This window comes from Hoeflea sp. BAL378, from assembly GCF_000759435.1.
Taxonomy (GTDB): domain Bacteria; phylum Pseudomonadota; class Alphaproteobacteria; order Rhizobiales; family Rhizobiaceae; genus Hoeflea.
This window is the reverse complement of sequence record NZ_JRJG01000145.1, coordinates 1-11,501: the sequence shown is the minus strand read 5'-3', so window position 1 is coordinate 11,501 and position 11,501 is coordinate 1. Positions and strand designations below refer to the sequence as shown.

Below are 11,501 nucleotides of genomic sequence, written 5' to 3'. Positions count from 1 at the left end.
GGCCGTCGCCGCCCTGCTGGCCGCCACGGCCTATCTGATGATTTCGGGCGGCAGCGTCTCCACCCAGCGCGCCTGGATGATGCTCGCCATCATGCTGGTGGCCGTGCTCGCCGACCGTCCGGCGCTGACCATGCGCAATGTGGCGCTGGCCGCCATCCTGATCATCGCCATCACGCCCTCGGCGGTGGCGGGCCCGAGCTTCCAGATGTCCTTCGCCGCCACCGCCGCGCTGATTGCGGCCTATGCGGTGCTTGCGGCGCGCAAGGGCGCGCAAAGCCAGCCGGCAGGCGCCTTCGCCGGTCTGGCGCCGGTCCGGTGGATGCTGCCGGTCCTCAAGGCCGTGCTCGGCCTCGCCATCACCTCGCTGGTGGCGGGGCTCGCGACCGGCCTGTTCTCCGCCCACCATTTCCACCGGGTGGCCGGCAACGGCGTCCTGGCCAATCTCCTGGCCATGCCCCTGGTCACCTTCGTGGTGATGCCCGCCGGCGTGCTGGCGCTCCTGACGATGCCCTTCGGCCTCGATGAATGGCCGCTGCGGCTGATGGGCAAGGGAGTGGAGGGCGTGATCGCCGCGGCGCTTTATGTGCAGAGCCTTGGCGGCGACTTCGTCGTCGGACAGATCCCGCTCGCCGCCACCGTGATGGCCGGGAGCGGCTTCATCGTGCTGGTGTTCCTGAGAAGCCGGCTGCGGCTCGGCGGCCTCGCCCTGATCGGGCTGGGCGCCCTGCTGGCGCTGCCGCCGCTGCGCGGCCCGGGTCCCGACATCCTGGTGAGCGAGGACGGCGGCCTCGTGGCGCTCGCTGGGCCCGGCGGACTGGCGAGCAACGCCGCGCGGCCGAACGAATTCGTGTTCCGGCAATGGCAGACCGCGCTCGGCGATCGGCCGCATGTCACGCCGGCCGTCGCCAAACCCGCCCGATCCGCGGCAACCGGCCTAGAAGCCGGAAGGACCGGGGCCGAGGAGGAGGACAGCGAAGGAACGCAGCACCGGAAGGCGGACGGGGAAGGGGCGGCCACGACAGCGGCGGAAAAGGAGAGCCCCAACCTCGGAGCGGCGGAGAGGGAGACCGCCAAGACCGGAGCGGTGGAAAGGGAGACCGCCAAGGCCGGAGCGTTGGAACGAAAAGTTCCGCAACCCGCCGGCGATCCGAGGATTCTCGATCACCTGCTTGCCAGGGCGGCCGGCGATCCGTCCCGTTTTCACTGCGCCGGACGCGGCGTCTGCGCCGCCCTTCACCGCCAGGCGCGCATCATCGCCCTCAAAGACGCCGCGCTTGTCGGCGCGGCTTGTGACACGGCCGATCTCGTGGTGGTGGCGGCTCCCATTCACATGCGCGTCTGCCGCTCGGGCGCCACGCTGGTGACATCCCGCAGCCTGCGCACCTCCGGCGCGCTGACAATCCGCATCTGGCCAGATCCGACGTCCGCAGAAGCGTCAGCGCGGCCGCAACCTCGGTCGCAGGCAAGCGCACCGCCGCAGCGGACAGCAGGAGACCGCGCGCGGCCCGAATTCGCCGTCACGGCGGCGCTCGGCGGAATCATCCGCCCCTGGACCATCCAGCGCTATTACGACTGGCGCAGCCGAAGCTACGATCTGCCGGAGTGAGCCGAGCGGACCGGGGGAGCGAGTCGCACGGACAGCCGCGCACGGACCCGTCTCAGTGGTAGCGGCGGATCAGCCCGACCAGCTTGCCCTGCACCTTGACCCGGTCGGGCCCGAAAATGCGGGTCTCGTAGGCCGGGTTGGCGGCCTCGAGCGCAATCGAGGCGCCCTTGCGGCGGAAGCGCTTGAGCGTGGCTTCCTCGTCGTCGACCAGGGCGACGATGATGTCTCCGGGGCTCGCCGTCGAGACATTGCGGATCACCACCGTGTCGCCGTCGAAGATCCCGGCCTCGATCATCGAATCGCCCTTGACCTCGAGCGCATAGTGCTCGCCGGGGCCGATCATTTCGGAAGGAACGGTGATGTTGTGGGTGTTGTTCTGGATCGCCGAGATCGGAACGCCGGCGGCGATGCGGCCCATCATCGGCACCTGGGTGACCTCGGAGGCCTCGTCATTGGCGGGTTCAGTGCGGCGCAGCGGCTCGGGCGCCTTGCCCAGGCTGCCCTCGATGACGCTGGGTGAGAACCCGCGCCGCGGCTGCAGATTGGCCTGATAGCTGTCGGGCAGCTTGATCACTTCCAGAGCGCGGGCGCGGTTCGGGAGCCTGCGGATGAAGCCGCGTTCCTCGAGCGCCGTGATCAGCCGGTGAATGCCGGATTTCGACGCGAGGTCGAGCGCATCCTTCATCTCGTCGAAGGAGGGGGGAATGCCGCTTTCCTTCATCCGCTCGTTGATGAACAGAAGCAGTTCGTGTTGTTTGCGCGTCAGCATCGTTGCGGCACCCCTGCGGCCGGCGCGGCGGCCGGTATGAAACAAAACCAGAACCTAGGTATCATGTTCCATATGTGTTCCGCAAGGGGTAAAGAAACAATGAAAGAACATCAGGGGCGCAAAACAAGCACATCGCAGGCCGAGCCGGCCTTGGCCGCAGGCGCAAAGGGCGGACGGATGATCAGGCAGCGTGCGTCGGCGAAGACCTTCATCAGCGACGAATCCTGCCGCGCCATCGGCGTGGCCACGAGGGTGCCGTCCGCATCCGTCGCCAGCTCGCCGCGCAGGTAATCCTGGCGTTCCGCATTTTCCGGCAAGTCACTGGCGAGAATGGCCTTTCGGAACCGGTCCGGATCCGGCCTGCCGCCGAGCCGCGCCACCAGCGGCTCCAGGAACAGATGCGCGCAGACGAGGCTCGAGGCCGGGTTGCCGGGCAGGCCGAGCACGCGCATGGCCCCCAGGCTGCCCGCCATCAGCGGCTTGCCCGGGCGCATGGCGATCTTCCAGAAATCGAGCGTCATGCCGCGCGCGATCATCGCCTTCTGCACCAGGTCGTGGTCGCCCACCGAGGCGCCGCCGATGGTCACCAGCACGTCGGCGTCATGGGCGATGGCCGAATCAAGCGCCTCGTCGAGCGCCGCCATACGGTCGGCGGCGATGCCGAGGTCGATCACCTCGCCGCCGGCGCCGCGCGCCAGCGCCGCCACGCCGAAGGTGTTCGACGCGATGATCTGGCCCGGGCCGAGGCTCTGGCCGGGCAGGCGCAATTCGTCGCCGGTGGCCAGAACCGCGATTTTCGGCCGGCGCGCGACCGGCAGGGCCGCATGGTTCATCGCCGCGGCAAAGGTGATGGCGCCCGCGTCGAGCAGCCGCCCGGCGTGAAGCCCGATCGCGCCTTCCTCGAAATCCACGCCGGCGCGGCGGATGTGCCGGCCGGCGACGGCGTCTTCGCTGACCCGCACCGCGCCGTCATCGAGCCGCTCGACCAGTTCCTGCATGACGATGGCGTCGGCGCCCTCGGGCACCGGCGCGCCGGTGAAGATGCGGATCGCCGAGCCGGGCTCGAGCGCGCCGGCAAAGCCGTGGCCGGCCGCGGATTCGCCCTGGAGCTTGAGGCTGGCGCCCGCCACCGCGTCCGCCGCCCGCACCGCATAGCCATCCATCGCCGAGGCCTCGAACGGCGGATGGGTGCGCAGCGCCTTGAGGTCCTGCGCCAGCACCCGGTCGAAACATTGCGCCAGCGGCAGCTTCTCGGGCTCGCCCCGCGGCGCCGCGCCGGCAAGAATCCGCTCGAGCGCCTCGTCAACCGGCATCAAGGCCATCAGATCTGTTCCTTTTCGGCGATGCGCCATTCGCCGGATTTGCCGCCCGACTTGGCGCTGACCCGTATGCCGCCGATCTCCATGCCCCGGTCCACAGCCTTCGCCATGTCGTAGATCGTCAGGCAGGCCACCGAGGCCGCCGTCAGCGCCTCCATCTCGACCCCGGTCTTGCCGGTGAGCTTGGCGAGCGTGCGCACGCGAAGCCCGGGCAGGGCCTCGTCCGGCTCGATCTCGACGCTCACCTTGGTGAGCGCCAGCGGGTGGCACAGCGGGATCAGGCTTGCGGTCTGCTTGGCGGCCATGATGCCGGCGATCCGCGCCGCGCCGATCACGTCGCCCTTCTTCATGTTGCCGGCAAGGATCAGCCGAAGCGTGTCCGGCTTCATCCGCACACAGCCCTCGGCCTCGGCGATCCGCACCGTGTCGGCCTTGTCGCCGACATCGACCATGGTGGCCGAGCCGTCCTCGGCGAGATGGGTCAGGCGGGCGTTGGTGTCCTCAGGCATTGTCTGTCCTGTCCTTGGTCTGTCCGGTCAGCAGCGCCCGCGTCGCAGCCGCGACATCCGCCTGCCGCATCAGGCTCTCGCCGACCAGAAATGTCTTGATGCGGCTGGCCGACAGCCGCACGCAGTCGGCATGCGAGCCGATGCCGCTTTCGCCCACCAGGATCCGGCCCTCGGGCACCATTGCCGCCAGCCGCTCGGAAACCGTGAGCGACACCTCGAAGGTGCGCAGGTTGCGGTTGTTGACGCCGATGAGCGGGCTCGCGAGCCTGAGCGCGCGCTCCATCTCGGCTTCGTCATGCACCTCGATCAGCGCCGCCATGCCGAGCCCGTGCGCCTCGTCCTCGAGCCGGCGGGCCTCGTCATCGTCGAGCGAGGCCATGATGATCAGGATCGCGTCGGCGCCCCAGGCGCGGGCTTCCTGCACCTGGTAGGGTTCGAACATGAAATCCTTGCGCAGCGCGGGCAGGGCGCAGGCCGCGCGCGCCCGTGTCAGGAATTCGGGCGCGCCCTGGAACGACGGCGCGTCGGTGAGCACCGACAGGCAGGCGGCGCCGCCGGCCTCGTAAGCCTTGGCCAGCGAGGGCGGGTCGAAATCGGCGCGGATCAGGCCCTTCGACGGGCTCGCCTTCTTGATCTCGGCGATCAGCGCAAAGCCGCCAGCCGCATGCTTGGCCTGGAGCGCGGCCGCAAAATCGCGCGGCGGGGCGGCGTCGCGTGCCCGCGCCTTGATCTCCTCCATCGGAATGGCCGCCCTGGCGGCGGCGATCTCCTGGCGCTTGTAGGTCTCGATCTCGGTCAGGATGTCGCTCATGGTCTCACCCCGCCTTCGGCGCCGGCGCATGCGCGCGCGACACGCTCACCAGCTTCTCGAGCGCGGCGAGCGCCGCGCCGCTGTCGATCGACCGGCCGGCGATGCCAATGCCGTCGCGCAGATCTTCCGCCGCGCCCGCGATCACCAGCGCGCCGGCGGCGTTCAGCACGGCGATGTCGCGATAGGCGTTCTTCTCGCCCTCGAGCACGCGCTTGAGCGCCGCGGCGTTGGCGACACCGTCGCCGCCCTTCAGGAGATCGAGCGAAACCCTTGAAAGACCGAGATCTTCGGGCGTCGTCTCGAATTCACGGATGGCGCCGTTCTCGAGCGCCACGATCCGCGTCACCCCGGTCGTGGTCATCTCGTCGAGCCCGTCGCCATGCACCACCCAGACCGTCTCGGAGCCCAGGTCGCGCAGCACCTGGGCCAGCGGCATCAGCCATTGCGGCGCGAACACGCCGAGCAGTTGCCTTTTCACGCCGGCCGGGTTGGACAGCGGCCCGAGAAGGTTGAAGATCGTCCGCGTGCCGAGCTCCACCCGGCTGGGGCCGACATGGCGCATGGCCGAATGGTGCGCAGGCGCAAACATGAAGCCCACGCCCGCCTCGTCGATGCAGGCGGCAATGCCGCGGGGGTCGAGCTCCAGCGACACGCCCAGCGCCGCCAGCGAGTCCGCCGCCCCGGATTTGGACGACAGCGCCCGGTTGCCGTGCTTGGCCACCTTGACGCCGGTGCCGGCGACGATGAAGGCCGCCGCGGTGGAGACATTGTAGGTGCCCGAGGCGTCGCCGCCGGTGCCGACGATGTCGATCGCCTCCGCAGGCGCGGTGACCGGCAGCATCTTCTCGCGCATCACGCTGACCGCGCCGGCGATCTCGTCGACGCTTTCGCCGCGGACCCGGAGCGCCATCAGCAGGCCGCCGATCTGCGAGGGCGTCGCGTCGCCCGACATCATCACGTTGAACGCGCTGCGCGCCTCGTCGCGGGTCAGCGCCTCGCCGCCGGCGACCTTGGCGATGAACGACTTGAGATCAGCCATGGTGATCGGCCCCCGTGCCCCTGGTTGTGCCTGTCTAGAATGCCAGTGCGCGTTCGGCCAGCGCCTGGTTGATCGACACGCCGTAGTCGGCGTTGAGTCGCGCCACCATCTGGTCGAGAATATCGTCGGCGATCTGCTGCGACACCTGGGCGCGCTGCTCGGGCGACACCTGGTCCGCCGTCACGGTCGCCGCGTCGTTAACCGCGGTGACCTTGAGCAGGATCTTGTTCTCGTCCGAGGCGTCATTGGCCACGGCGACGAGGCCGGACGGTCCGGAGAAGGCCTGGGCGACGGCGGCCTCGCCGAACACCGCGTCGGCGCCGGCGCGGCCGAGCGAATATTTGGTCTCGACCGCGACCGAGAGTTCCCCGGCGATGGTCGAAAGTTCTGCGCCCTGGTCGAGCCGCTCTTTGAGCTCTGTGGCCTTGGCGCCCAGGGCCTCGACGGTCTTGGTCGCGATCCAGTCGGCCTCGACCCGCTCGCGCACCTCGTCAAGCGTGCGGTCGCGGGCAGGGGTCACGTCGACCACCTCGAACCACAGGAAGCCTTCGTTGCCGATGTTGATCGGCGGGGTCTCGACGCCGGGCTCCGCCTCGAAGGCGTCGCGCAGCAACTGCTGCGATTCGGGCAGGTCGGTCAGGACCTGGCCGTCGGGCGTCCGGCCGCTGCGGTCCACCGCCTCCACCGTCACCGGGGTGAGCTTCTGCTGCGCGGCCGCCTCTTCGAGCGTCATGCCGCTGGCGCGGGCGTCCTCATAGGCGTCGTGCACCTCGAGCAGCACCTGCGCGGCTTCCGCCAGCGCCAGTTCCTTGCGGATCTCGGCCTCGACCTCGGCGAAGGACTTCGAGGATTCGGGCGTGATCTCCGCCACCCGCAGGATCACCGGGCCGAAGCGGCCGTCGACCACGCCGGTGGTGCCGCCGGCCTCGGTCACCGCAAAGGCCGCCTCGGCCAGCGTCTGGTCCGGCATCGCCGATTTGGTGAAGGCGCCGAGCCGCACGTCGGCGGCGCTGCGGCCCTGGTCGGCGACCAGTTCGTCGAAGCTCTTGCCGCCGGCGAGCTCGGCGGCGGCCGCGTCCGCGGCGGCGCGGTCGGCGAACACGAGCTGGTCGACGGTGCGGGTCTCGGCGGTGGTGTAGCGGTCCTTGCGGGCCTCGTAGTCGGCGCGCGCCGCTTCCGCCGAGATCGCGGCCGGGTCGGCGATGTCCTCGCCCTGAAGCTTCACATAGGTGATCTTGCGGTATTCGGGAGCGGCGTAATTGGCCTTGTTCTCCTCGAACCAGGCCTGCAGCGTGGCGTCGTCGGGCGCCGCCACCGGATCGACATTGGCCTTGGTCAGCAGCACGTAGTCGACGTCGCGGGTCGCCGCCTCGTAGCGCGCCAGCGCCGTCATCAGCGCGTCCGGAGCCTCGAACCCATCGGCCACCGCCTCGACGATCTGGGTGCGCACGGCCACCTGGCCGCGGCTCTTGAGATAGTCTTCCTCGCTCATGCCGACCGAGCGCAGCACCCGCTGGAAATTGCCGCGGTCGAACCTGCCGTTGAAATCGTGGAACGCCGTATCCTCGGCAATCAGCGTCGCCAGCCGGTCGTCCGACAGGCCGAGATTCATCTGCCGCGCCTGTTCGTCGAGCAGGGCGCCGGCGATCAGTTGCTGGTAGACCTGGTTCTCGATGCCGAAGGCGCGGGCCTGGTCGGCGGTCAGCCGCTGGCCGATCTGCTGGCTTACGGCCGCCACCTGCCGGTCATAGGCCAGGCGGAATTCGTTGGGCGTGACCACGGTGTCGCCGACGCTGATCACAGCATTGCTGTCTGCGCTCAGCATCGACCCCGATATGCCCCAGATGCCGAACGAGGCGACCAGTAGGAGCAGAAGGAATTTGGCGACCCAGCTCTTGGCGCCCCTGCGCAATAAATCCAGCATCAAAGCTCCCGCGGTATCAACACTTCAGGCCCGCGCCCCGGCAAAAGCCGCCCGCGAACCTCTCATGCGTCCCTTTAGACCAATCCTTTGGCGAAATGAAGAGCGGGCCGGGCGATTAGCTGGCGGGGGGCGGCGAGGTGGGGAGGGGCGGGGACTCGCACGGTCACCGGCGCCTGGCGCGATCCCTGCGGAGGCAGGCCTCGCCGCGGCATGCGGACGCGCCTCGCGGAAAGGGCCCAAACACCCCCCGAACAACCATCGTGCGGCGGCCGCCCTGGAGGCGATTGATTTCGGGCCGAAAATGGTCGCTTATCGACAGCCGTCCCTTGGGGGCGGTGCGCCGGTTCCATGGGGAGTGTCCGGGATGTGGAGACGTTTCATACAAGTCCTGGGGCTCCTGGTGATCCTCGGCGCGATCGGGCTCTGGTGGCTGCTCGATCTCTATGGCTGCGCGTTCAACACCAGTGGCTGCGCGCGGCTCCTGCCGCGGCCGACGCCGGAGGCGATGCTGGTGCTGTCGCTGCCGGTCGCGCTGGGGCTGCTGCTGATCTGGCTCGGCCGCTCGAGAGGTTGACGCACGCCAGACCGTGCGGACAGCACGAATTCCGCGCCCGGGATGATCGGGCCTTGCCGTTCAGCGCTTCCGCAGGTCGCGCACCACCGACCAGCCGGCGCCGAGGAGGAAGCTCGGAATCGCCGCGTAGACCGCGAGCCCGGCCGCGCCCATTTCGCAGCCGCCGGAGCTGCCCGGTCCGCAATCGCCCGCCAGATGCCCGACCGCCAGCGCGCCGAGCGCCAGAACCACCGGCAGCGCGACCATCATGCCTAGGCCGAGGCCGAGCGCGCGCAGCACCATGCCGGCGATCCTGCCCGCGGCCGACCCGCCGCTCATGACGGCGCCACCTCGCGGCATTCGGCCAGCCCGTCGGGCGACTGCGTGCACACATGCGTCTCCGCCGGGCCGCGTTCGGGCTCCCGCTCCGGCGCCGAGGCGCAGGCCCCGAGGATCAAGACCAGCCCGACAATGATGATGCGCATCCAAACCTCCGCCCGCGAGCGCCCGCATGGCGGCCCGCGAGCGGCGAAACTACAGCAGGCCCGGCCCGCCCGCCACAGCAAATCCGCACGATGCGGACGCATGTCCGGGCGGCTGCCGCGCTTGACCCGACCGGATCTGGTTTTTTCGGCTTGGCGATCGACCCAAGGCCGGAATTGCATGCTGTTTCAGGTATTTTTTAACCGGAATGGTGCATAGCAGGGACTGTCAATAGGAGTGAGGCGGCAGGACATGGAAGCAGCGAGGGCCGCGACGGCGAAAGAGGCGAGCCGCGAGTACAATCGCAACTCCGGCGTTCGCTACAGCGCCAACTGCCCAGGCATCGTCGAACTGACCTTCGTGGGCAGGAAGCTCTACATCGCGCTCACCGGCGTCATCGTCAACATCTCGGTGACGGGCTGCCTGTTCTCCAACCAGAAGACGCCGTGGAGCACGATCGATCTCGGCAAGGCCGGCGAGTCGGCCTTCGATCTGATCGACGAGGACTGCCACCTCTATATCCCCTGGGCCAATATGCACCGCCGCGGCAAGGTGCGCCGCGTCGGCGCCTATATCATCGGCGTCGAATTCGCCAGGCCGGTCGCCGAGGACCTGGCCCGGTACATCGCCCGGCTCGAACCCAATTCGGTGCGCCAGTTCACGCCCCGCGACGCCCGCAAGTACAACCGCATCCTGCCGCTCGGGCACAAATAGCCTCAGGCCCTCAGTGCACCGACATCCATTGCATGCGGGTGATCTCGCCGGTCTTGCCGGTGTCGGCCCGGTCGAACAGCGCGGCGGAATGGCCGGCGAATTCGTCATGGGTCACCCTGGCGTCGCCGTTCCCGTCCATCGCCGCGAACCGGTCTGCCTTGGCCGCCTGCATCTGGTTCTGGCGGGCGGCATTTCCGCCCTGGCCGCCGGCGCCGGGTCCCATCCGCACCGCCATGTATTCCTCCATCGTCAGCGATCCGTTCGAATCGGCGTCCATGGCGCTGAACACGGCGTCGTTCCAGGCGCCGACCTCGGCCTTGCTCAGCAGGCCGTTGCCATTGGCGTCGATCGCGTTGAACGGTGAATTCTGCGCGTTGCGTCCCAGGCCCAGTCCCTGCTGGGCAAGGGCGCCGGTCGCAAGCGCGAGGATGGCCAGTGCGGACAGGCCTGCGGTCAATCGGAAGGTTTTCATGATCAGTCTCCACTTCGGGTTTCCCCTCTGATCTTGGATATCACCCGGGTCGGATACGGGGATTGACGCCTGTCAATGCGCGGGTCCCGCGGGCCGATAAGGCGCGGCTAAGCGGCCGAGTCCCGGCGCCCGCGCCGTTTGCAAATCGCGCCCCGTCTGCTAAGCCCCGTCCATCCTTAGCAAACCCGGGGACATCCGATGACACCTGACATTCGCCCGCTCGTGGCGGGCAACTGGAAGATGAACGGCACGCGCGACAAGCTCGACCAGATCAAGGCCATCGCCGAAGGCCTGGGCCTGGATCTGGCGGACAAGATCGACGCGCTGATCTGCCCGCCCGCCACGCTGCTCTATGTCGCCACCGCGCTCGCCGAGGGCACGGCGCTCGCCATCGGCGCGCAGGATTGCCACACCGCGCAGTCGGGCGCCTTCACCGGCGACGTCTCGGCGGCGATGATCGCCGACTGCCAGGCGAGCCACGTGCTGGTCGGCCATTCCGAGCGCCGCACGCTGCATGGCGAGGACAGCGCCACGGTCCGCGCCAAGGCGGAAGCGGCGAAGGCCGCCGGCCTCGTCCGCGTCATCTGCATCGGCGAGACCGAGGCCGAGCGCAAGGCCGGCGCCACGCTCGACGTGCTCGGCCACCAGCTCGCGGGCTCGGTTCCCGACGGCGCCACGGCGCAAGACACCGTCATCGCCTATGAGCCGGTCTGGGCGATCGGCACCGGGCTCACGCCCACCGTGGGCGACGTGGCCGAGGCGCATGCCTTCATCCGCGCCGAGATGGAAAAGCGCTTTGCGGGCGAGGGGGCCTCGATGCGGCTTCTCTATGGCGGCTCGGTCAAACCCGACAACGCGGCCGAGCTTCTGGGTGTGCCCCATGTCGACGGCGCGCTGATCGGCGGCGCAAGCTTGAAAGCCGCCGATTTCCTCGCCATCTGTAGGGCCTGCCGCGGGCTTCTCGGCTAAGATCGCGCGGGAATTGACCGATCGGCGCCGGCCTTTGGCCCCGCCGGGACTTGGAAAGCTGGCGGCCCTCGTGTAAAGAGCCGCCAAACCGGACGACGATTGCGCCCTTCAGGGGCAGGAAGAACCCGATGCAAACCGTATTGATTGTCATTCATCTCATGATCGTGCTGGCGCTTGTCGGCATCGTGCTGATCCAGCGCTCCGAGGGCGGCGGGCTTGGCATCGGCGGCGGCTCCGGCTTCATGTCGGCGCGGGGCGCGGCCAACGCGCTGACCCGCACCACCGCCATCCTCGCGGCCGCCTTCTTCATCACCTCGCTGGCGCTCGGCATCC

Annotated in this window: 14 protein-coding genes; 5 read left to right on the top strand and 9 right to left on the bottom strand. The window is 69.1% G+C overall.

Features of this window, described 5'->3' with window-relative positions:
- A partial coding sequence (locus LL06_RS23265; protein ID WP_035532645.1) for a ComEC/Rec2 family competence protein occupies positions 1–1,606 on the top strand: 1,606 nt, incomplete at its 5' end.
- A 52-nt stretch (positions 1,607–1,658) separates the two neighbouring features.
- On the opposite strand, the gene lexA is transcribed toward LL06_RS23265, so the two are convergent.
- From lexA to LL06_RS23235, 6 genes are all read right to left on the bottom strand, one after another.
- The gene (lexA, locus tag LL06_RS23260; protein ID WP_035532651.1) at positions 1,659–2,375 is read right to left on the bottom strand and encodes a transcriptional repressor LexA; all 717 of its coding nucleotides are present in this window, start codon (positions 2,373–2,375) and stop codon (positions 1,659–1,661) included.
- A gap of 110 nt (positions 2,376–2,485) precedes the next feature.
- Positions 2,486–3,697 (bottom strand): gephyrin-like molybdotransferase Glp, encoded by a 1,212-nt coding sequence (gene glp, locus LL06_RS23255; RefSeq protein WP_035532643.1) that lies wholly within the window; start codon positions 3,695–3,697, stop codon positions 2,486–2,488.
- Positions 3,697–4,203, bottom strand: coding sequence for a cyclic pyranopterin monophosphate synthase MoaC (moaC, locus tag LL06_RS23250; protein ID WP_035532642.1), 507 nt, complete (start codon positions 4,201–4,203; stop codon positions 3,697–3,699). The genes glp and moaC overlap by 1 nt, the downstream gene beginning before the upstream one ends.
- Positions 4,196–5,014 (bottom strand): indole-3-glycerol phosphate synthase TrpC, encoded by an 819-nt coding sequence (trpC, locus tag LL06_RS23245; protein WP_035532640.1) that lies wholly within the window; start codon positions 5,012–5,014, stop codon positions 4,196–4,198. The genes moaC and trpC overlap by 8 nt, the downstream gene beginning before the upstream one ends.
- A 4-nt stretch (positions 5,015–5,018) precedes the next feature.
- Positions 5,019–6,053: an anthranilate phosphoribosyltransferase gene (trpD, locus tag LL06_RS23240; protein ID WP_035532637.1), complete on the bottom strand. Its 1,035-nt coding sequence runs from the start codon at positions 6,051–6,053 to the stop codon at positions 5,019–5,021.
- Positions 6,054–6,087: 34 nt separating this feature from the next.
- On the bottom strand, positions 6,088–7,977 hold the full coding sequence (locus tag LL06_RS23235; protein ID WP_035532634.1) for a peptidylprolyl isomerase: 1,890 nt from the start codon (positions 7,975–7,977) through the stop codon (positions 6,088–6,090).
- A 364-nt stretch (positions 7,978–8,341) separates the two neighbouring features.
- Here LL06_RS23235 and LL06_RS27495 point away from each other — a divergent pair, with 364 nt between their 5' ends.
- The gene (locus tag LL06_RS27495; protein ID WP_152599744.1) at positions 8,342–8,551 is read left to right on the top strand and encodes a hypothetical protein; all 210 of its coding nucleotides are present in this window, start codon (positions 8,342–8,344) and stop codon (positions 8,549–8,551) included.
- 60 nt (positions 8,552–8,611) lie between these two features.
- Here LL06_RS27495 and LL06_RS23230 read toward each other — a convergent pair whose 3' ends face one another.
- Positions 8,612–8,869, bottom strand: coding sequence for a hypothetical protein (locus LL06_RS23230; RefSeq protein WP_035532632.1), 258 nt, complete (start codon positions 8,867–8,869; stop codon positions 8,612–8,614).
- Complete coding sequence (locus LL06_RS27765; RefSeq protein ID WP_161785015.1) at positions 8,866–9,015, bottom strand: hypothetical protein; 150 nt, start codon at positions 9,013–9,015, stop codon at positions 8,866–8,868. Before LL06_RS27765 ends, LL06_RS23230 begins: the two co-directional genes overlap by 4 nt.
- A 250-nt stretch (positions 9,016–9,265) precedes the next feature.
- Here LL06_RS27765 and LL06_RS23225 point away from each other — a divergent pair, with 250 nt between their 5' ends.
- A complete protein-coding gene (locus tag LL06_RS23225) occupies positions 9,266–9,727 on the top strand; it encodes a PilZ domain-containing protein (RefSeq protein WP_035532631.1) in 462 nt (153 codons plus the stop codon).
- A 10-nt stretch (positions 9,728–9,737) separates the two neighbouring features.
- Here the strand turns inward: LL06_RS23225 and LL06_RS23220 are convergent, their stop codons facing one another.
- The gene (locus LL06_RS23220; protein ID WP_152599743.1) at positions 9,738–10,199 is read right to left on the bottom strand and encodes a hypothetical protein; all 462 of its coding nucleotides are present in this window, start codon (positions 10,197–10,199) and stop codon (positions 9,738–9,740) included.
- A 198-nt stretch (positions 10,200–10,397) separates the two neighbouring features.
- Here LL06_RS23220 and tpiA point away from each other — a divergent pair, with 198 nt between their 5' ends.
- Both tpiA and secG read left to right on the top strand, forming a co-directional pair.
- Positions 10,398–11,168 (top strand): triose-phosphate isomerase, encoded by a 771-nt coding sequence (gene tpiA / locus LL06_RS23215; protein ID WP_035532626.1) that lies wholly within the window; start codon positions 10,398–10,400, stop codon positions 11,166–11,168.
- 128 nt (positions 11,169–11,296) lie between these two features.
- Positions 11,297–11,501, top strand: a 205-nt coding sequence (gene secG, locus LL06_RS23210) for a preprotein translocase subunit SecG (protein WP_035532647.1), incomplete at its 3' end; no start/stop codon positions are given.